Origin of the sequence: Actinomadura sp. 1N219 (assembly GCF_044326405.1) — a bacterium.
Taxonomy (GTDB): domain Bacteria; phylum Actinomycetota; class Actinomycetes; order Streptosporangiales; family Streptosporangiaceae; genus Spirillospora.
Genome location: NZ_JBIRAY010000005.1, coordinates 292,270 through 311,500, shown reverse-complemented (window position 1 = coordinate 311,500; position 19,231 = coordinate 292,270). Strand labels below are relative to the sequence as shown.

The window sequence follows — 19,231 nt, the reverse complement described above, 5'->3', positions numbered from 1 at the left end:
GCGCCGCGGAGCGGGCCGGCTGACCGAACCGGCTGACCGAACCGGCGACGCGTCAGCGCCCTCCGCCGCGCGCCGCGGCCATCGTGCCCTCCAGGCCCGCCGCCCGCACCCGCTCCCGTCACTCGTGCCCGTACCTTCCAGCCCACCCCTGCGATCGCCGAGCGAGGAGCCCGCGATGCAACGTGCCACAGCGTCCAAGCGACACGAGAAGGACCACCATGGAACGAGCGGCAAGGCGGCGATCCTCGTCACCGTCCTGTGCTGGCTCGCCGTCGTGGCCGACGGCTTCGACCTGATCGTCTACGGCAGCGTCCTGCCCACCCTCGACGACGAGCCCGGATGGAACATCGGGGCCAAGGGGCTGAGCGTCATCGGTGCGGTCACCTTCCTCGGCATGCTGATCGGCGCGATCGTCACCGGTCTGCTGAGCGACCGCCTCGGCCGGCGGCTCCCGCTGATCACCTGCCTCGTGTGGTTCTCGCTCTGCATGATCGGAAGCGCCCTCGCCCCCTCGCCCGAGGTGCTCGGGATCGCGCGCTTCCTCGCCGGGCTGGGACTCGGTGGGCTGCTCCCCACGGCGTCCGCCCTGCTGATGGAGTACGCGCCGCCCCGGCATCGTGTGCTCATCTACGCGATGGCGATCTCCGGCATTCCGCTGGGCGGCGTGCTCGCCGCCGTGCTGTCGCTGCCGCTGCTGCCCGAGCCCGGCTGGCGGGTGCTGTTCATGATCGGCGCCGCGCCGCTGGTCCTCATCGTTCCGGTCGCCCTGCGCTACCTGCCGGAGTCCTTGGAGTATCTGGTGAGCCGAGGACGGACGGAGGAGGCCGCGGCGGTCGCCGGCCGGTTCGGCGTCCCGCTGCCGCCGCAGGCCCCGGCCGAGGACGCGGCCGCGCCGTCGGCCTCCCTGTTCCGGGGCCGCAACCTCACCGCCTCGCTGTGCTTCTGGGTCGCCACGTTCCTGGCCCTGCTCACCTGGTACGGCCTCGGCACATGGCTCCCGGGGATCATGCGGGACGCCGGCTACGAGCTCGGCTCCGCGGTCGGGGCGCTGCTGGTCCTCAGCATCGGCGGGGTCGTCGGCTCGTGCCTGATCGCGGCCATGGGGGACCGGCTGGGATACCGCGCCGTCGCCATCGCGTCCTTCCTCATCGCCGGGACCTCCCTCTTCCTGCTCAGCATCCCGGCCGGGACGCTCGTCCTGTACCTGCTGCTGGCCGTCGCGGGCTCGGCGGCCGTGTCCACCCAGGTGCTCATCAACAGCTTCGTCGGCGTCTACTTCCCTCCGCAGCGGCGCGCCGGCGCGCTCGGCTGGACGCTCGGCGTGGGCCGCACCGGCGCCATCGTCGGCCCGCTGTCGATCGGCCTGATCGTCGACACCGGCATGTCGTACCAGTGGAACTTCTACCTGTTCGGGGCGTGCGCCCTGCTGGGCGCGATCGCGATCATGATGGTGCCGTCCGGCGCCGGCAGGCACGCCTGAGCGGAGGCGGCGCGTCCGAGCGGGAGGCGGCGTGGGCGACCCGCGCTGCGAAGGCCCGCCCTCGCGGTCGAGGACGTGCCGGGAGCGCACGCCGCCGCCAGGCCGGGATTCTGCGATACCGAATCTCGTGGTCAGGCCGCCATCGCGTTCCTAGCATCGTCCCGACCGAGCCCCCGGAGCCGCGATGAGCGCGGTCCGCGGAACACGGCAGACACTTCATCCGGCCCTCATATCCAACGGTCACCGTTCCACGTCCGATCCGATGACTCGGGGGAAGAGGAGTGGTCATGTCAGTCACGACACCGCAGGAGCCCAGGCGCTCCGAGCGCGCCGGCGCCCGGCCCGCCGACCCGGTCGAACGGCATCCCGTGTCGCGGTGCGCCGTCGTCGCGAGCAGCTTCGGGAACTTCGTCGAATGGTTCGACTACTCGGTCTACGGCTTCTTCGCGACCGTCATCGCCGGGGCGTTCTTCCCGTCGGAGAACGAGACGGCGTCGCTGATGGCGTCGTTCGCCGCCTTCGGGCTCACGTTCGCGGCCCGTCCGCTCGGCGCGTTCGTGTTCGGGCACTTCGGCGACCGGTTCGGGCGGCGGACGGCGCTCGCGGTCTCGGTGCTCATGATGGGCTTCGCGTCCCTGGCGATCGGCCTGCTGCCGTCCTTCGGGGCGATCGGGCTGTGGGCGCCGGTGCTGCTGGTGGCGGCGCGGCTCACGCAGGGCTTCTCGGCGGGCGGGGAGGCCGGCGGCTCGTCGTCCTACCTCGCGGAGTCGGCCCCGCCCGGGAAGCGGGGGCTGTACACGAGCTGGCAGCAGTTCACGATCGTCCTCGGCCTGCTCGCCGGGTCGGGCTCGGGCGTCCTGCTGTCGACCGTCCTTTCCGAAGACGCCCTGCAGTCCTGGGGCTGGCGGCTCCCGTTCCTGCTCGGCGGGCTGATGGCCGTCATCGGGCTCTACCTGCGGCTGAACCTGGACGACACGCCGGCCTTCCGCGAGCTGGCGGACGAAGGGGAGGTGGACGGGGCGCCGCTGCTGAGCATCTTCCGCACCCACTGGCGGACCCTGCTCAAGGCCGTCGGGTTCTTCGTCTCGACGTCGGTGACGAACTACACGCTGTTCGTCTACATGCCGTCCTATGCAAACACCGAGCTGGGCGTGCCCATGTCGCGGGCGCTGCTGTCGAATTCCATCGCGCTCGGCCTGGTCGTCTGCCTCATCCCGTTGGTGGGCATCCTGTCGGACCGGCTCGGCAGACGTCCTCTGCTGCTGTTCTTCAACGGTTCGCTGGCGCTGGCGACGTACCCGCTGTTCCTGCTCGTCTCGGCGGGCACCTTCCCCACCCTGGTGGCCGCGCAGCTGGTCTTCGCCGTGCTCGCCTCGTTCGGGTTCGGCGCCGGGACGGCCCTCTACACGGAGATGTTCCCGACCCGCGTCCGCTACACGGGGATCGGCGTGAGCCTCGGCGTCTCGGCCGCGATATTCGGCGGGTCCGCACCGTTCATCTCGACCTGGCTGGTGTCCGCGACCGGCGACCAGATCGCCCCCGCGTTCTACCTCATCGCCGCCGCGCTGATCTCGTTCGTCGCCGTCTACCTGATCGCCGAGACCTATCGCTCGCCGCTGAGAAAGAAGTGACCCTTCCAGTCATCGGCCGGTCCGGCGCGCCCGACGCGGGCGTGCCGGACCGGCCGCCGCAACGACGAAAGGCAGGACCATGACCGTTTCCGACGGCGGCGCCCCCGCGGCGGCGTCCGGACCCGCAGGCGCTCCGTCCGGGGTGGTGCGATGAGGATCGCGATCGTCGGCGCCGGGGGAGTGGGCGGGTTCTTCGGCGCGCTGCTGGCCCGCGGCGGGGCGGACGTGACGTTCATCGCCCGCGGCGCGCACCTGGCCGCGATGCGGCGGAACGGCCTGCGGGTCGAGGGCGGCGCGCATCCCGTCCACGTCCCGGACGTGCGCGCCACCGACGACCCCGCCGAGGCCGGCGCGGCCGACCTGGTGATGCTGTGCGTCAAGCTGTGGGGCGTCGAGGCGGCGCTGGAGCAGATCCGGCCGCTCGTCGGGCCGGACACCACGGTCGTGTCGTTCCAGAACGGGGTCCTCAAGGACGGCTACCTCACGGCCGCGTTCGGCGCGGAGCGCGTGATCGGCGGGGTCGGCTACGTCGCCACGCACATCGCGCGTCCCGGGGTGATCGCGCAGACCGGCTCGCTGCAGCGGCTGGTCTTCGGCGAGTTCGACGGGCGGACGTCGGCCAGGGTCGCGGCGTTCCACGAGGCGTGCGCGGCGGGCGGGATCAACGCCGAGGTCAGCCCGGACATCAGGCGGGAGATCTGGCAGAAGTTCGTGTTCCTCACCGGCCTGTCGGCGACGACCGCGACCACCCGGCTGCCCATCGGGCCGGTGCGGGAGAACCCGCGGACCAGGGCGTTCCTGCTCGACCTCATGCGCGAGGTCGTCGCGGTCGGGCGGGCGTCCGGCGTCGCCCTCCCCGAGGACTACGCGGAGGAGTGCCTGAAGCTCGTCGACGAGGTCGCCCACGACATGACCTCGTCGCTGTTCCACGACCTCGACCGGGGACGTCCCCTCGAAGTGCGGTGGCTGTCGGGCGGCGTCGTCGAACTCGGCCGGAAGGCGGGGGTCGCCACGCCGCTGAACCGCGCCGTCGCCGACATCCTCGCCCTGCACGCCGACGGCCGGGGCGGGGGGTGACGGGGGTGGAGCGGGCACTGACCATCGAGTCGGTCGAGACGGTCCCCGTCGAGGCGCCCATGCGGTTCCCCCTCGGCACGAGCGTCGCGACGGTCCGCTCGGCCCCGCTGCTCCTATGCACCCTCAGGACGCGGGAGGACGTCGACGGGCGGGCGTACCTGTTCTGCTACTCCACGGCGGCGATGCGCGCGATCGAGATCGTGCTCCACGACGCCGCCGGGTCCGTCGCCGGGCGTCCGGTCACCCCGGGGCGGGCGGCGGGCGAGCTGGCCCGCCGTGCCACGCTCGTGGGGGTGACGGGCGTCGTCCGCATGGCGCTGTCCGCGATCGACATCGCCCTGTGGGACGCGCTCGCCGTCGCCGCGCACCGGCCGCTCGCGGAACTGCTCGGCGGCGCCCGGGCGTCGGTGCCCGCGTACAACTCCGGCGGGCTGGGCCTGATGGCGCCGCGGGCCGCGGCCGACGAGGCCGAACTGCTGGCCGGCGGCTTCCGCGCGCTGAAGGTCCGGCTCGGCCACCCGTCGCCGGCCGAGGACCTGGCGGTGCTGCGCGCCGTCCGGGACCGCGTGCCCGGCGCGGAACTGCTGGTCGACTACAACCAGGTGCTCACCGTCGAGGACGCGCTCCGCCGCGGCCGCGCGCTGCAGGACGAGGGCATCGCCTGGCTGGAGGAGCCCGTCCGGCACGACGATCTCGCCGGGAACTCCCGGGTGGCGGACGCGCTCGACGTCCCGGTCCAGATCGGGGAGAACTTCAACCGTCCCGAGGATCTGGCCGAGGCGGTCGACCGGGGCGCGTGCGACCTGGTCATGCCGGACGTCGCGCGGATCGGCGGGGTCAGCGGCTGGCTGCGCGCCGCGGCGCTCGCCGGGACGCGCGGCACGCCGATCTCCTCGCACCTGTTCCCGGAGATCAGCGTCCACCTGCTGGCGGCGAGCCCCACCGCCCACTGGCTGGAGTACGTGGACTGGGCGGACCCCCTGCTGCGGCGCCCCCTGGAGATCCGGGACGGCGAGGCGGTCGTGCCGCGCCGTCCCGGGATCGGGCTGGAGTGGGACCCGGACCGCGTGGCGTTCCACCGCTGCGACCGGCATTGACAGAAGGCGCACTGACAGAGGGCCGCATTCACAGAAGGCCGCACTGGAGAAGGCCGCACTGACAGGAGAAGCGATGAAACTGCTGACCATCGACGCGGGCGCGGCCGGCCACGCCGGGGTGCTCCTCGCCACCGGCGAGGTGCTCGACCTCGTCGCGCTGCCGGCGTCCGGCTCGATCGCCCGGTGGGTCCCGCCCTCGGTGCGCGGCATCCTGGAGGGCGGCGACGAAGCGCTCGGCCTGCTCCGGAAGATCGTGGACTCGGTCGAGTCCGACGACGCCGAGCTGGCGCGCTTGCGGGAGAAGGGCGCGGTCACCCCGTACGGGGTGACGCCGCTGCGGGCCGCCGTTCCGGATCCCGCGCTGGTGCTGTCGACCGGGATGAACTACCGGACGCACCTCCAGGAGATGCGGAACGTGCCCGCGCCCCGGCTCCCGTACGTGTTCGTCAAGGTCCTGGAGACCCTCACCGGGCACTGCCGCCCGATCGTGCTGCCCCGCCGGTTCCCCGACATGGTCGACTGGGAGGGCGAGCTGACCGTGGTGATCGGGCGCACCTGCCACGACGTCCCGGAGGACGAGGCGATGGCGTGCGTCGCCGGGTACACGGCCGCGAACGACGTGTCCGCGCGCGACTGGGCCGCGGAGTTCTACGCCGCCGAGGGCAGGGTCGACGTCGTGGCGGGCTGGGGACGCGCGATCAACGGCAAGCTCTTCCCGACGTTCCTGCCCTGCGGGCCGGTGATCGCCACGGCGGACGAGATCGCCGACCCGCACGACCTCCAGCTGACCACCACGGTGAACGGGACGGTCATGCAGTCGGCGAGCACCGGCGAAATGATCTTCAGCGTCGCGCGGCTCGTCTCCTACTGCTCGCAGTGGCACCGGCTCCGCCCCGGCGACATGATCACGACGGGCACCCCCGCGGGCGCCGGCTACGCCCGCGACCCGCAGGTCTTCCTGCGGCCGGGCGACGTCGTGACCGTCGGGATCGAGGGGATCGGCGAGCTGAGCAACCCCGTCGTCGCGGCGGGCGGGCGCGGCGGGGAGGGCGCATGACCGGCGTCGTGAAGACCGTCGTGCCGGACCTCGCCGGGACGGGCGTCCGCTACGCCCCCGCCGTCGCCGCCGGGCGGTGGGTGTTCGTCACGGGCCAGGAGGCCTTCGACCCGGTCACCGGCGCGGCGGACGGGAGCACGCCCGGGATCGGGGAGTCACGGCTCAGGCGGGAGGGCGAGATCGTCCTCGCGGAGATGCGGCGGCTGCTCGGCGGCCTCGGCACCGACTGGTCGCGGGGCGTGCGCGTCGACCAGTTCTATTCGAGCCCGGACGCGGTCAACCCGTACCACCGGGCCCGGCGGCGCGTCTGCGGCGACCACATCCCGGCCAGCACGTCCGTCGTCGTGGACCGCTGCTTCGCCGCGACGAGCTCGGTGTCCGCGGGGCTGATCGCGGTCCGCCCCGACGCTGGGCAGGACGCCGGGCACGATGCTGGGCAGGACGCCGGGCAGGATGCCGGGCACGATGCCGAGGCCGTCCTCCCGCCCGGGGCCGAGGCCGGCGGCTGGCAGGGCGTCGCCCCGGCGGTGGCGTGCGGGGACTTCGTCTTCGTGTCCGGCCAGATGGCGAGCGCGGGCGGCGAGTCGCTCGACCCGCGCGCCGCGGTCCCCGCGGGGATGCGCTGGGGCGCGAGCGCGATCCGGCGGCAGGTGGAGCACCTCATCGTCCACAAGCTCACCCCGGTCCTCGACGCGGCCGGGTCGTCCTGGGACGCGGCCGTCAAGGCGCAGGTCTACCTCGGCGACGCCGATGATCTGCCGGAGTTCCTCGAGGTCTGGTCCGAGCACCTCGGCGGCGTCCCGTGCGCCCTCACCGTCGTCCCGGCCGCCGGGTTCCGGATCGCCGGAGGACGCGTCGAGATCAACCTCGTCGCGCTGCGGGACGGGGCGGCGCGGCGGAAGTCGGTCGTCGACGCCGGGCTGCCGCGCGGCGCCGCCTTCGGCCCGTGCGTGCGGGCGGGCGACTTCCTCTTCCCCTCGGGGCTGCTCGGGGTGGCGGCGGACGGCGCCGTAGCCGGCGCGGGAACGTCGCAGGCCCTGGACGGCCTCGCGCACGCGGGGCACGTCCAGGCCGCCGCGATCTACGACCATGCCGACGCGCTGTGCGCGGCGGCGGGCACGTCCATGGCGAACGCCGTCCGCGCGCAGTACTTCGTGACCGACGTCCGCGACTTCCCCGGGGTCGCCGCCGCCTGGGCCGCGCGGTACGGGGACGAGCCGCACCCGTTCTGGTGCCTCCAGGTCCCCGGACCGCTCCCGGCGCCCGGCGCCGCCCTGATCGGCGACTTCTGGATCTACGCGCCCTGAGAGCCGGCGCTCGCGGCCCTACGGGGGCCGGCCGCGCGCGCCGGCGGCTCATCGCCGTCAGGCGGTCAGCGCCGTCAGGCGGTCAGCGCCTCGACGGACGCCGGGGTCAGCCAGGGGGCGAGGAGCCCGTCCAGGTCGTCCGGGGCGTTGGTGCGGAACGCGAGGTAGCCGTCGGGCCGGATCAGGAAGAGGTCGCCCGGCCTCGCGCCGAGCTTGTGGAGCAGCTCGCGCCTGGCGTCCAGGAGCGTCGGGACGTCGCCCGTCTCCGGCAGCCCCTCGCCGAGCACCATCAGGCACTGCAGCGCCCCGGCGTGGCGGTGCTTCAGCGCGGCCAGCTCGGCGACCATCGCGACCCTCTTCGCCTCGGCGGTGTAGGACGAGGCGTAGCCGACCAGCGTGTAGCCGGGCGAGCGCATGAGGCTGTAGAGGTGGACGCCGGGCCCGCCCGCGTCGGCGAGGTCGAGGTCGGGGACCCGGTCCCCGGCGTTGAGGACCGCCCTCCGCACGCCGCCGAAGCGCTGCGTCTTCGACAGCGCCGCGTGCCGGTAGTTCACCCCGGTCTGGGTGACGCGGCCGCTCATCCGGTTCTGCACGTGGCTCGTGGAGAAGATCGTGGACAGCACCCGGCTGCTGACCTTCCGGTACGCCGCCGACCGCGCCTGGCTGATGAAGATCCGGAAGAGCCTGTCCGAGATCCTGCGGGTCTGCGCGCCGACGGGGTGGCGCTCGCCGTGGTAGCTGTCGAGAAGCGACTCCGGCGCCCGGCCCTGGCACACGTAGGCCAGCTTCCAGGCGATGTTGAAGGCGTCCTGGATGCCGGTGTTCATGCCCTGGGCGGCCACCGGGATGAAGATGTGGGCCGCGTCGCCGGCGAAGAAGATCCGATCCGCGCGGTAGGTCTCCAGCAGCCGGTGCTGCGAGTGGAACCTGGTGATCCACTGCGGCTCGCTGAGGCGGAGCGGGTAGGGGACGATCGCGTCCACCGTCTCCTGGACGTCCGCCAGGTCGAGGGGCGTCGTGTGGGGGACGTTCATCTTGCCCATGTCGAAGGCGATGACCCGGACGTACTCGTTCTGGAACGGCAGCAGCGCCAGGCCGCCGCGCTCGTTGGTGTGGAGGCTGACGAACCCGCGCGGCAGGTCGCCCTCGACCAGCACGTCCGCGATGAGCGCGGACCCGCCGAACAGCTTGCTCCGCTCGGTCGTCCCGTAGTCGCCGCTGAGGACGCTGTGGGTCCCGCTGCAGTCGATCAGATACCGGGCGCTCAGCGTGCTGTGCGCGCCGGAGGCGTCGGTCACCTCGGCGACCACCGCGTCGGGCCGCTTCTCGGCGCGCATGAGCTTGAGCCCGCGGCGGATCCCGCCGCCCGTCCGTTCGAGGTGCGCGGTGAGGACCCGCTCCATCTCCTCCTGCGACAGGGTCAGCATGAACGGGAAGCGGCTGCCGGTGTGGTACATCTCCACGGTGATCGGCGTGCGGTCGTCCGCGCCGAAGTTGAACCCCGGGGCCAGGTACCCGTCGCGCACCATCCCCTCGGTGAGCCCGTGCATGTCGAGCAGTTCCATGGACCGCGCCTGAAGGACGAGAGCACGCGAGTACCGCGCCGGCTCGGTCCGCTGGTCGATCAGGATGCATTCGACGCCCTGCCGGCGCAGTTCCAGCGCCGCGGTCAATCCGGTGGGCCCTGCCCCCACTACCAGTACCTGGGTGTCGTGAACGGTCACGGGCGTTCCTCCTTGGTGGTGGTACAGGCGAGGAAGTAGTCCAGGTGCGCCTCGACCTGGCGTTCGGCGGCCGCGAGATCGTCGTCGGACGCGTCGGGACGCAGGCGGAGGAACCAGATGACGTCGAGCGGGGCCATGAGTTCCCACACCAGCTGCTCGGCGGGCTGGTCGGCGCGCATCAGGCCGGCGGCCTGCCACGCTTTGAACGGGCCGGCCAGCCGGTGCCGCGCCGCGTCGATGGCCTCGGCGAGCCCGCGGGCGCCCTCCCGGCCGGCGCCGTCCCGGAGGACGACGCCGGCGTAGAGCCGTCCGCGCGGGCTGAGCCACACCCGCAGGAGTCGCTCGACCAGCGCGCGGACGGCCTCGTCGGGGGGCGTGGCCGCGATCGCGTCCAGGTCCGGGCAGAGCGCCTCGAGGGAGGGTGGGCCCATCTCGTCGAACAGGGCCGCGTACATGGCGTCCTTGTTCTCGAAATGGAAGTAGATCGCGCTGTCGTGGACCCCGGCGAGCTTGGCGATCTGCCGCACGGTCGTGGTCGCGTACCCCTGCCGGGCGAACAGGTCCAGCGCCGCGTCGAGCAGCAGCCGCCGCGTGTCCTGCTCCTCGCCCTTGCGCGGCCGTCCCCGCCGCCTGCCCTCAGTGCTCATGCGGCTCATAAAATAAGCGGCTGCTGAATTTGTCAATGCCCGGCGTGGCATCGCGGCTCGGCAGGGTGATCGAGGTCCGGCGTTCGGGGAAGATCGCGCGCAGCGCGGCACCCGCCGTTGAACTCCGTTCGAGGCGTCAGTTGAGGCGGTGTCGTTTGAGGAGGTGCCGGGTCAGGCGTCGTCGCGGGGCCCGGCGCCGGCGGGCTCGGCGCGGTCCAGGTCGTCGATCATCTGGAGGCCGCGGCGGGCCCACGCGATCTCGGCGTCGGCGTGGGCGACCTGGCCTTCGAGCGCGAGCGCCTTGAAGGCGATGATGCGGCGGCGCAGTTCGGGACGGCTCTTGTCGAGCCGCACGCGCATCAGCGGGAACTGCTCCGACCGGATGGTCTCCAGCAGCTTCACCCACTGGTTCCGCCGCCAGGTGTAGTAGTCGAGATGCTCGTTGAGGTTCTTGCGGACGTTCTCGAGGCTGGTGAACTCGCCGTAGGTGATCTGGAGCCGGTGGACGTTGCGCTCCGGCGGGTAGGGCAGCGACTCCCCGGTCCAGGCGCGCAGCCGCGCCCGGCCGCGCGGAGTGATCTTGTAGAGGCGCTTCTCGGCCCGCTCGCCGCGCGGGATCGTCTCCGCGCGGATCAGCCCGTCGGCCTCCATCCGCCGCAGCTCAGGGTAGATCTGGCTGTCCGACGCGGCCCACATCAGGCCGACCGTGTCGTCGAAGTACCGGACGAGTTCGTAGCCGGTCATCGGCTGAGCGGCCAGGAGGGCGAGAGCAGCGTGGCGTAGTGACACCGATCCCCTTGCGTGGTCACCGCGTGTTTACCGGGCGAGCATACCTCGCCGGCGTCCCGTCCCCGCTCCGCCCGCGACCCGCCCCGGTCGCTCGTCGCGCGGGTCTTGACAGGCGGGGGACCCGCGTGGCCTTATTTTAGCTAAGCACTTACCTAAGCAGTGAGTGAATCAGGCCGAGCTACGAGGTGAGACGATGGCCGCACAGGGCAATGGCGCGGGCGGGAAGTCCGGCAGGGCGATCAGCATCGAGGAGTACCGCGAGCTCCTGCCGGAGATGCGCTCGGTCCGGGAGAGCAACGAGACGGCGAAGGTGCTGGACGCCGACGACTACTTCAAGGTCGTCCGCAAGCAGGACACCCGGCCCGCGTTCTGGAAGTTCTCCGACGTGAAGGCGACGCTCGACCGGCTCGCCGAAGAGCCGCTGCGGGAGGCGGAGCGGCGCTTCTGCACGACGGTCAACGGCGACACCGGCGAGCTCGTCGGCGCGTCCCCGTTCATCTTCATCGGCTGGCAGCTCATCCACCCGGGCGAGGAGGTGCCCCCGCACCGGCACAACTCCGTCGCGATCTACCACATCCTGCAGGGCCGCGGATACACCGCCGTCCAGGAGGCCGGGTCCACGTGGACGAAGTTCCACTGGGAGAAGGGCGACACCCTCGCCTGCCCGTCGTGGGCGTACCACGCGCACTACGCCGAGGGGGACGAGGACACGCTGATGTACGTCGTCCAGGACATGCCCATGATGGCGGTGAGCCGGACGCTCTTCTGGGAGGAGCCGCTCGGCCAGGAGAACATCCGGCACATGGTGACGGGCGCCAGCCCGTCCTGGAGCGTCACCCGGGACATGGGCGGCGAGGGCTGAGCCGATGCGACACGAGCGGTTCACCGAAGTGCGGTTCAACGCCGACGGAGCAGGCGGAGTCGTGGCCGACCCGGGCGGCGCGGAGCGGCCCGCGGTCGTGCTGACCACGGCCATCGCGGGCGTGAACGACTACGTTCTGCGGCAGGCCGGGCGGCTCGCCGACGCGGGGTATGCCGTCGCGGTGCTCGACTACTACGCCCGCGAAGGCGGCCGGGCCCCGGACTTGAGCAGCCCCGAGAAGATCATGGCGGCGGTCGGCGCGCTGGCCGACGAGACCGTGCTGGGTGACATGGCGGCCGCCGTGGCGTGGCTGAAGGAGCAGCCCGGCGTCACCCGCGTCGGCGCGCTCGGATTCTGCCTCGGCGGCACGTACGCGCTGCTCGCCGCGTCCCGCGTCCCCGGCCTGAGCTGCGCCGTGACGTTCTACGGCATGCTCAGGTACGGCGAGCTCAGCGACACCAAGCCGGTGTCCCCGATCGACGCCGCCGAGAAGGCCGGCTGCCCGTTCCTCGGCCACTTCGGCGAGGCCGACCACCTCGTGCCCGTCGCCGACGCCCGCGAGCTCGCCGACCGGCTGCGCGGCATGCCGGCCGAGATCTACACCTATCCGGGCGCCGGGCACGCCTTCCACGAGGACTTCCGGCCGGAGGTCTACCGTCCCGTCGCGGCGACCACGGCCTGGGCCCGCACGCACGAGTACCTCGCGTACTACCTGCGGGAAGGCGAGTGACCGCGACCGGCAGGGCGCGGGCCGCGGAGTGGGTGCGGCTCGCGCCCGCTGGCGCGCTGCCCCGCGGCGAGGCGGTCGCCGTCGACGTCGACGGCGAGCGGATAGCCGTCTTCCACACCGAGGACGGCTATCACGCCCTCGCCGGCCACTGCCCGCACATGGCCGGCGAGCTCAACGAGGGAGAGGTCGCCGGCGGCGAGGTCGCCTGCCCGCTGCACGCCTGGCGGTACGACCTCGCGACCGGGGCCCGGACGGACCGCCGGGGCCAGTCGGTCGCGGTGTACCCCACCGACGTCAGGGACGGCTGGCTGTACCTCGCACTGCCCGCACCGGAACAGGACCAATGAAGATAGACAACGTCGCCACCAGGCTGGTCATCGTCCCCTTCGGCGCGGCGCGGGGCGGATCAGGGGCCACGAGCCTGCAGGTCCTCCACGTGACCGTCCGCGACGTCGACGGCCGGACGGGCACCGGATTCACCTACGCGCTGACCGGAGGGGTGGAGGGGGCCAGGGCGATCGTCGACACGACGTTCGGCCCGCGCCTCACCGGCCTCGACCCGCTGGACTGGGACCGCGTCTGGCACGAGCTGTGGGCGGCCACCCACCGGGTCGGGCGCGGCGTCGCGCTGCCCGCGCTGTCCGCGCTGGACATCGCCGTCTGGGACCTGCGCGCCCAGACGGCCGGGCTGCCCCTCTTCCGGCTGCTCGGCGCGCAGCGCGACAGCGTCCCGGTGTACGGGAGCGGCCGCGCCACCCACCGGATGAGCGACGGCGAACTCGTCGCGGGCGCGCTCGCCTACGTCGAGGAGGGGTACCGCGCGGTCAAGCTGCGGGCCGGCGCCCTCGGCATCGAGCGGGACGTGCGGCGCGTCGCGGCGGTGCGGGACGCGGTCGGCCCGGACGTCCGGCTCATGGTCGACTGCAACGAGCGTCTCGACCTCGCCGACGCGCAGCGGCTCGCCCACCGGCTGGACGAGCTCGACGTGGCCTGGCTGGAGGAGCCGCTGCCGTCCGGCGACGTCGAAGGCCACGCGCTGCTCGCCGCGCGGTCCCCGGTGCCGATCGCCGTGGGGGAGCACCTGCAGGGGCGGTTCGAGTTCAAGCAGTACCTCGACCGGGGAGCCGCCGCGATCCTCATGCCGGACGCGCCGCTCACCGGCGGGGTGAGCGAGTGGCTGCGGATCGCGACCCTCGCCGAGGCGGCGAGCATCCCGGTCACGCCGCACTTCCTGCCGGAGCTTCACATCCAGCTCGCGGCGGCGGCCAAGCCGGCGACGTACATCGAGCACTTCCCGCTGCTGGACGACCTGCTGGCCGAGACGCTCACCGTGTCCGGCGGCGTCGCCGTCCCGCCGGACCGGCCGGGGCACGGCCTCCTCTGGGACCAGGGCGCCCTCGACCGGTACACGTCCGCCTGACCCCCGGCCGGTGCCCGGACGGCCCGGCCCGCCCGAACGGAGCGAGACCATGCGACTTGCGATCTTCGACGACTGGCGGCTCGGCGCCGTCGACCCCGACCACGCCTCGATCACCGACGTCACGGACGCGCTCCCGGAGCCCCATTCAGGTGAGCCGTTCGGGGCGGGCTGGTGGGTCCGGCTGTGCCGCGACTTCGCGGAGACCGGGCCGCGCCTGGCCGCCGCGGCGCGCGGCGGAACGGCGCGGCCGCTCCATGAGGTGCGGCTCCGCGCCCCGGTCCTCAACCCCGGCAAGATCGTCGCGTGCGCGTCCAACTACGCCGCGCACGTCGCCGAGATGCGCGAGTCCGTCATGCCGCGCGAGACCGGCGGGACGGGCGCGTGGCTGCTCGACTTCGACGTCTTCCTCAAGGCGCCGAGCTCGATCAGCGGCCCGGACGACCCGGTGCTGCTGCCCGCGGCGCCGCTGGCCGCCGGACGCGAGATCCACCACGAGAGCGAGCTGTCCCTCGTGATCGGCCGCGGCGGCAAGGACATCCCGGAGGAGACGGCGCTGTCCCACGTGCTCGGCTACCTCATCGGCCTCGACCTGACCGAGCGCGGCACCGGCGACCGCTCCCGCCGCAAGAGCTACGAGACGTTCACCCCGCTGGGGCCGTGGCTGACGACGGCGGACGAGGCCGGGGCCCCGGACGCGTTCGACATCGAGCTCCGCATCGGCACGGCGGTGCGGCAGAAGGTCAGCACCGCCGACATGATCACGCCGGTCGCGCGCATCATCGCGCACGCGTCCCGGCTGATGCGGCTGGAGCCGGGCGACGTGATCATGACGGGTGCGCCGCCCGGGGTGGGGCCGATCGAGGCGGGCGACGTCATCGACGTCGCGATCAGCGGCCTCGGGGCCATGAGCCTGCCCGTCCGGAAGGCCGGATCCTCCGGCTCCTGACCGCGTTTCACGGCGGGCGGGCCGGACCGAACCGGCCCGCCCGCCGTCGTCATGCCGTGGCGGCGACGGCCTCCCCGGGCACGGGTGCCTCCAGGTCTCCTTCGATCTCCGCCTCGATCCGGGCGCACGCCTGCCGCATGTACCGGACGGTCCGGTCGAGACCCGGCCCCACCAGGCTCGACGGGCCGTGCGTGGTGATGGTCATCGCGCCGAGCGGCGCGCCCGACCGGCTCCGGATCGGGATGCCGATCGCGGTGACGGTCCGCTCGCACTCGCCCTTGGAGACCGACCAGCCGGTGCGCCTGACCCAGCCGATCCCGTCCATGAGCCGGTCGAACTCCGCGACCGGGACGGCGGTGTCCACGCCCTCGGCGAGGTACATGCCCTCCAGGTCGGGGTCGGGCAGCAGCGACAGCATCGCCTTGCCGCTGGCGGTCCGGTGGGCGGGCAGGACCGACCCGCGCCAGTCGTAGGTGCTGCCGGGCACGGTGGCGCTCGCCAGCACGCGGACCTCGCTCCCGACCCGGATCGCGAGGTTCGTCGAGTTCCCCACCAGCTCGCCGAGGCGGCTCATGTGGGGCGCCGCGGTCCGGCGGAGGCCGCGGCTCCACGCGATGCGCGCCGCCCCGGCCGACATGGCCGGCCCGGGAACGTAGGCGTGGGTCTCGTCCTGGACGAGGAAGTCGCGGTACACCAGGGTCTGGAGCAGCCGATGCGCGCTGGACGCCGCCACGCCCAGTTCCTCCGCGGCGTCCGTGACCCGGACGCGGCCCTCGTCGCGGACGAGCTGGATGAGCCGGAGGCCGCGGTCGAGCGCGTTCGTGGGGTATGCCGGAGGCATTCTCTCCGAAGAGGACATCCCGATCCTCCTACGTGCGGCCGGCCCTCGACCGGATAAGTCACGAGATAAGTATCTGGAAACTTACCGAGCCACCGGCGGCGCGGTCAACATCGTCGCTGGTCACGACCCTGGGCGCGGACGGCGCCGCGCACCGGCCCGGCGCCGCGAAAGAGCCGGCCCATGACGAAAGTAGGCGCCCGATGCGGGCGGCGGGCGGCGATTCTGCGATACCGAATCTCGCGTTCGGGGAAACCGCGCCGTCCTAGCGTCGAGCCGAGCCGCTTTCAGGAGGTTGTGGACGGTGGAGCTCGACAGCATCGAATCCGAGAGAAGCGGACGCCGGACGGCCTTGGCGGACGGCTTCTCGCTGGAAATGACGGGCAAGGACGCCGGGGCATTGGCGGACGCGGCCGGGCTCATTCCGCCGGGGACACGGGTCAACGTGACATTCCTCGCCGGCGAAGACCTCGCGACACGGGTGTCGGCGGCGCGGGCCGTGCGCGAGCGCGGGCTTCGCCCCGTTCCGCACATCTCCGCCCGGCGCCTGCGCTCGGAGTCGGAGCTGGCGGAGTACCTCGCCGCGCTCGCCGAAGCGGGGGCGGCCGAGGAGATCTGCGTCGTCGGCGGCGACCTCGCCGAGCCCGCCGGCCCGTACGCGGACGCGCTGGCGGTCATCCGGTCGGGCGCGCTGGCGCGGTCCGGCGTCCGGCACGTCAGCGTCGCCGGCTACCCGGAGGGGCACCCGCACATCGACACGCCCACACTGTGGCGCGCGCTGGAGGACAAGCGCGCCGCCCTTCACCGGCAGTCGCTCGGCGCGACCGTGATCACGCAGTTCGGTTTCGACCCGGCGCCCGCCGTGGCCTGGCTGGACGAGCTCCGGCGCCGCGGCGTCGAGGCGCCCGTCCGGATCGGCGTGCCGGGACCCGCCGGCGTGAAGCGGCTCCTGCGGTACGCGCGCCGGTTCGGCGTGCAGTCGTCCGCGGGGATCGTCCAGAAATACGGGTTCTCGTTGACGAACCTGCTCGGCACCGCCGGGCCCGGCCGCTTCATCAAAAGGCTGCAAGAACAGATCGACCCCGTCCGGCACGGAGATGTCGCTCTGCATTTCTACACCTTCGGCGGCATCCGCGTGACGGCCGAATGGGTGCGGGACGACGAATCGATGGTGACGCGATGAGCACAGTTCAGCAGGACCGCGCGAGCCTCATGGTGTACGGCGACGACAAACCCGGAATCGTCGCCGCCGTCGCCGGAGTGCTCGCCCGGCACGGCGCGAACATCGTCGCGCTGGACCAGCACAGCGACGACCCGGAGGGCGGCGCGTTCTTCCAGCGGACCGTCGTGCACCTCGCGGACCTCGCCGCGACCATTCCGGCGCTGGAGAAGGACCTCGCCGCCACCGTCGGCGAGGAACTCGGGCTCCACTGGCGGCTCCGGGACCTCTCCGTCCCGCCGCGGGTCGCCGTCCTCGCCTCCAGATCGGACCACTGCCTGCTCGACCTGCTGTGGCGGCAGCGGCGCGGCGAACTGCCGATGACCGTCCCGATGGTGATCTCCAACCATTCCGACGTCGCCGACGACGTGCGCTTCTTCGGCATCCCGTTCTTCCACGTGCCGGCCCGGGGACGGGACAAGTCGGCCGCCGAGGCGGAGATCGTCAAGCTGGTCGCCGGCAATGCCGACCTGATCGTCCTCGCCCGGTACATGCAGATCCTCACCGGGTCGTTCATCGACGAGGTCGGGGTGCCGATCATCAACATCCACCATTCCTTCCTCCCGGCGTTCATCGGCGCCGGCCCGTACCAGAAGGCCAAGGAGCGCGGCGTCAAGCTCGTCGGCGCGACCGCGCACTACGTCACCGAGGACCTCGACGAGGGACCGATCATCGAGCAGGACGTGATCCGCGTGTCGCACTCCGACACGGTCGCCGAACTGACGAGGCGCGGCGCGGACATCGAGCGCCAGGTGCTGGCCCGGGCCGTGCTGTGGCATCTCCAGGACCGCGTGATCCGGCACGGGAACCGGACGATCGTCTTCTGACCGGCGGCGGCCGCCGGCAGCGATACCGAGAACAGGAGCCCGAATGGGAACGGGAAACGGAAAGTCTCTCCAGGACCTGGTCGACGAGACCCCCGATCTGGTCGACCACTTCTACAACGAGACCATCGCCCCGCATTTCCGCGCGCGGACCAGCCTCACCGCCGCGTTCATCCCCCCGGACTTCACCAACTGGCGGGACGAGCAGCGGGCCTGGCGGGAGACCGCGATCCTGTTCGACCAGTCGCACCACATGCCCGAGCTCTTCCTCAAAGGCCCCGACGCGCTGCGCCTCCTGACCCGCGTCGGCATCAACGGCTTCGCGAACTTCACCCCCGACCGGGCCAAGCAGCTCGTCGTGTGCACGCCCCGCGGGCACGTCATCGGGGACTGCATCGCCTACTGCCTCGGCGAGAACGACTTCGAGCTCGTCAGCGGAATGAGCGTGCTGAACTGGGTCGAATACCAGGCGGTGACGGGAGGTTTCGACGTCTCCATCGAGCGCGACGCGCCGACCCCGTACAACCCGAGGGGACGGCGGGTCCGCTACCGCTTCCAGTTGGACGGCCCGAACGCGGGGAAGATCTTCGACGAGGTCACGGCGGGGACGATGCCGGAGATCCCGTTCTTCAGGACCGCGCGGGTGACGATCTCCGGCGTCCAGGTCCTGGTGCTGCGGCACGGCATGGCCGGCCATCAAGGCGTGGAATTGTCGGGCCCCTATGACGAGCTCGACACCGTCCGGTCAGCCATCCTGGCCGCGGGGGAGAAACACGGGATGGTGCAGGGCGGCACCCGCTCGTACTTCAGCACGATCTTCGAGAGCGGATGGATCGCCTACCCGCTCCCCGGCATTTTCACGGGGGAGGAGCTGCGCGGGTTCAGGGAATGGCTTCCCGCGGAGAGCTGGGAGGGGAACACGCAACTCGGCGGCAGCTTCTATTCGTCCGACATCGAGGACTACTACGTCACGCCCTGGAACCTGGGATACGACCGCTTCCTGAAGTTCGACCACGACTTCATCGGCCGTCCGGCGCTGGAGAGCATGGCCGGCGGACCGCACCGCAGGAGGGTGACCCTCGCCTGGAACGAGGAGGACGTCCTTCGCGTGATGGGCTCCCAGTTCGGATCCGGCCCCAGGTACAAGTCGATCGAGTTCCCGGTCGCCTTCTACGGGTTCCCGCATTTCGACGAGGTCCGCGGAAAGGACGGCCGCATGGTCGGCCTTTCCTGCCACTGCGGATACAACATCAACGAGGGTGTGGCCCTTTCCCTGGCCATGCTTGACGAGGAGCACGCCGTTCCCGGTACGGAGGTCGTCCTCACCTGGGGCGAACCGAACGGCGGCTCCCGGAAACCGCACGTCGAACGGCACGAGCAGGTGCAGATCCGCGCGACCGTCGGCCCGGTCCCGTACTCGAAACAGGTCCGCGAAGCGCAGCGCGCCGCGATGGGCGCCCCTAGGAGGCCGTAGCCCCCGCGGAAGCCGCCGCAGGCGGAACCCCCGTCCGACCGCGGCCGCCGTCGCTCGGCCTGCTGATCGCGTGGCTCCTCAGGGGCGGCAAACCCGGCCGAAACCGCTG

At 72.4% G+C, this 19,231-nt stretch carries 18 protein-coding genes; 14 read left to right on the top strand and 4 right to left on the bottom strand.

Going from position 1 to position 19,231, the window contains the following annotated elements; genetic code table 11:
- Positions 1-175 precede the first annotated feature (175 nt).
- From ACH35V_RS18900 to ACH35V_RS18875, 6 genes are all read left to right on the top strand, one after another.
- Positions 176-1,480 (top strand): MFS transporter, encoded by a 1,305-nt coding sequence (locus ACH35V_RS18900; RefSeq protein WP_395973889.1) that lies wholly within the window; start codon positions 176-178, stop codon positions 1,478-1,480.
- 287 nt (positions 1,481-1,767) lie between these two features.
- Entirely contained in the window at positions 1,768-3,111 is a 1,344-nt protein-coding gene (locus ACH35V_RS18895; protein WP_395973888.1) for an MFS transporter, read from the top strand.
- Positions 3,112-3,261: 150 nt separating this feature from the next.
- Complete coding sequence (locus ACH35V_RS18890) at positions 3,262-4,188, top strand: ketopantoate reductase family protein (RefSeq protein WP_395973887.1); 927 nt, start codon at positions 3,262-3,264, stop codon at positions 4,186-4,188.
- Positions 4,189-4,193: 5 nt separating this feature from the next.
- A complete protein-coding gene (locus ACH35V_RS18885) occupies positions 4,194-5,285 on the top strand; it encodes an enolase C-terminal domain-like protein (protein WP_395973885.1) in 1,092 nt (363 codons plus the stop codon).
- 73 nt (positions 5,286-5,358) lie between these two features.
- Entirely contained in the window at positions 5,359-6,342 is a 984-nt protein-coding gene (locus ACH35V_RS18880; RefSeq protein ID WP_395973884.1) for a fumarylacetoacetate hydrolase family protein, read from the top strand.
- A complete protein-coding gene (locus ACH35V_RS18875) occupies positions 6,339-7,649 on the top strand; it encodes a RidA family protein (protein ID WP_395973883.1) in 1,311 nt (436 codons plus the stop codon). The genes ACH35V_RS18880 and ACH35V_RS18875 overlap by 4 nt, the downstream gene beginning before the upstream one ends.
- 74 nt (positions 7,650-7,723) lie before the next feature.
- On the opposite strand, the gene ACH35V_RS18870 is transcribed toward ACH35V_RS18875, so the two are convergent.
- The 3 genes from ACH35V_RS18870 to ACH35V_RS18860 form a co-directional block, all read right to left on the bottom strand.
- Positions 7,724-9,373, bottom strand: coding sequence for an FAD-dependent monooxygenase (locus ACH35V_RS18870; RefSeq protein ID WP_395973882.1), 1,650 nt, complete (start codon positions 9,371-9,373; stop codon positions 7,724-7,726).
- The gene (locus ACH35V_RS18865) at positions 9,370-10,020 is read right to left on the bottom strand and encodes a TetR/AcrR family transcriptional regulator (RefSeq protein ID WP_395973881.1); all 651 of its coding nucleotides are present in this window, start codon (positions 10,018-10,020) and stop codon (positions 9,370-9,372) included. Before ACH35V_RS18865 ends, ACH35V_RS18870 begins: the two co-directional genes overlap by 4 nt.
- Positions 10,021-10,191: 171 nt before the next feature.
- A complete protein-coding gene (locus tag ACH35V_RS18860) occupies positions 10,192-10,809 on the bottom strand; it encodes a PadR family transcriptional regulator (protein ID WP_395973879.1) in 618 nt (205 codons plus the stop codon).
- 193 nt (positions 10,810-11,002) lie between these two features.
- Between ACH35V_RS18860 and ACH35V_RS18855 the strand changes: the two genes are divergently transcribed.
- The 5 genes from ACH35V_RS18855 to ACH35V_RS18835 are packed head-to-tail and all read left to right on the top strand — an operon-like array spanning position 11,003 to position 14,767.
- Complete coding sequence (locus tag ACH35V_RS18855) at positions 11,003-11,671, top strand: cupin domain-containing protein (protein WP_395973878.1); 669 nt, start codon at positions 11,003-11,005, stop codon at positions 11,669-11,671.
- A 4-nt stretch (positions 11,672-11,675) separates the two neighbouring features.
- A complete protein-coding gene (locus ACH35V_RS18850) occupies positions 11,676-12,401 on the top strand; it encodes a dienelactone hydrolase family protein (RefSeq protein WP_395973877.1) in 726 nt (241 codons plus the stop codon).
- Positions 12,398-12,748 carry a Rieske (2Fe-2S) protein gene (locus ACH35V_RS18845; protein ID WP_395973876.1) on the top strand — a complete coding sequence of 117 codons (351 nt, stop codon included), beginning with the start codon at positions 12,398-12,400 and terminating at the stop codon, positions 12,746-12,748. Before ACH35V_RS18850 ends, ACH35V_RS18845 begins: the two co-directional genes overlap by 4 nt.
- Positions 12,745-13,821, top strand: a complete 1,077-nt coding sequence (locus ACH35V_RS18840; RefSeq protein ID WP_395973874.1) for a mandelate racemase/muconate lactonizing enzyme family protein — start codon at positions 12,745-12,747, stop codon at positions 13,819-13,821. Before ACH35V_RS18845 ends, ACH35V_RS18840 begins: the two co-directional genes overlap by 4 nt.
- 49 nt (positions 13,822-13,870) lie before the next feature.
- Positions 13,871-14,767, top strand: a complete 897-nt coding sequence (locus ACH35V_RS18835) for a fumarylacetoacetate hydrolase family protein (protein ID WP_395973872.1) — start codon at positions 13,871-13,873, stop codon at positions 14,765-14,767.
- A gap of 49 nt (positions 14,768-14,816) precedes the next feature.
- On the opposite strand, the gene ACH35V_RS18830 is transcribed toward ACH35V_RS18835, so the two are convergent.
- Positions 14,817-15,626 (bottom strand): IclR family transcriptional regulator, encoded by an 810-nt coding sequence (locus ACH35V_RS18830; protein WP_395973870.1) that lies wholly within the window; start codon positions 15,624-15,626, stop codon positions 14,817-14,819.
- 283 nt (positions 15,627-15,909) lie between these two features.
- Between ACH35V_RS18830 and ACH35V_RS18825 the strand changes: the two genes are divergently transcribed.
- Genes ACH35V_RS18825 through ACH35V_RS18815 form a run of 3 tightly spaced genes read left to right on the top strand, consistent with a single transcriptional unit; the run spans position 15,910 to position 19,122 of the window.
- Positions 15,910-16,788 carry a methylenetetrahydrofolate reductase gene (locus ACH35V_RS18825; RefSeq protein ID WP_395973868.1) on the top strand — a complete coding sequence of 293 codons (879 nt, stop codon included), beginning with the start codon at positions 15,910-15,912 and terminating at the stop codon, positions 16,786-16,788.
- Positions 16,785-17,651, top strand: coding sequence for a formyltetrahydrofolate deformylase (purU, locus tag ACH35V_RS18820; protein WP_395973866.1), 867 nt, complete (start codon positions 16,785-16,787; stop codon positions 17,649-17,651). Before ACH35V_RS18825 ends, purU begins: the two co-directional genes overlap by 4 nt.
- 43 nt (positions 17,652-17,694) lie before the next feature.
- Positions 17,695-19,122 (top strand): hypothetical protein, encoded by a 1,428-nt coding sequence (locus ACH35V_RS18815; protein WP_395973864.1) that lies wholly within the window; start codon positions 17,695-17,697, stop codon positions 19,120-19,122.
- Positions 19,123-19,231 lie beyond the last annotated feature (109 nt).

What these genes read in the sequence shown, in the direction of transcription:
- ACH35V_RS18830 (WP_395973870.1), bottom strand. Translation starts at nt 15,626, where the DNA reads ATGTCCTCTTCGGAGAGAATGCCTCCGGCATACCCCACGAACGCGCTC.
- ACH35V_RS18890 (WP_395973887.1), top strand. Translation starts at nt 3,262, where the DNA reads ATGAGGATCGCGATCGTCGGCGCCGGGGGAGTGGGCGGGTTCTTCGGC.
- ACH35V_RS18875 (WP_395973883.1), top strand. Translation starts at nt 6,339, where the DNA reads ATGACCGGCGTCGTGAAGACCGTCGTGCCGGACCTCGCCGGGACGGGC.
- ACH35V_RS18880 (WP_395973884.1), top strand. Translation starts at nt 5,359, where the DNA reads ATGAAACTGCTGACCATCGACGCGGGCGCGGCCGGCCACGCCGGGGTG.
- ACH35V_RS18815 (WP_395973864.1), top strand. Translation starts at nt 17,695, where the DNA reads ATGGGAACGGGAAACGGAAAGTCTCTCCAGGACCTGGTCGACGAGACC.
- ACH35V_RS18900 (WP_395973889.1), top strand. Translation starts at nt 176, where the DNA reads ATGCAACGTGCCACAGCGTCCAAGCGACACGAGAAGGACCACCATGGA.
- ACH35V_RS18850 (WP_395973877.1), top strand. Translation starts at nt 11,676, where the DNA reads ATGCGACACGAGCGGTTCACCGAAGTGCGGTTCAACGCCGACGGAGCA.
- ACH35V_RS18855 (WP_395973878.1), top strand. Translation starts at nt 11,003, where the DNA reads ATGGCCGCACAGGGCAATGGCGCGGGCGGGAAGTCCGGCAGGGCGATC.
- ACH35V_RS18865 (WP_395973881.1), bottom strand. Translation starts at nt 10,020, where the DNA reads ATGAGCACTGAGGGCAGGCGGCGGGGACGGCCGCGCAAGGGCGAGGAG.
- ACH35V_RS18895 (WP_395973888.1), top strand. Translation starts at nt 1,768, where the DNA reads ATGTCAGTCACGACACCGCAGGAGCCCAGGCGCTCCGAGCGCGCCGGC.
- purU (WP_395973866.1), top strand. Translation starts at nt 16,785, where the DNA reads ATGAGCACAGTTCAGCAGGACCGCGCGAGCCTCATGGTGTACGGCGAC.
- ACH35V_RS18840 (WP_395973874.1), top strand. Translation starts at nt 12,745, where the DNA reads ATGAAGATAGACAACGTCGCCACCAGGCTGGTCATCGTCCCCTTCGGC.
- ACH35V_RS18835 (WP_395973872.1), top strand. Translation starts at nt 13,871, where the DNA reads ATGCGACTTGCGATCTTCGACGACTGGCGGCTCGGCGCCGTCGACCCC.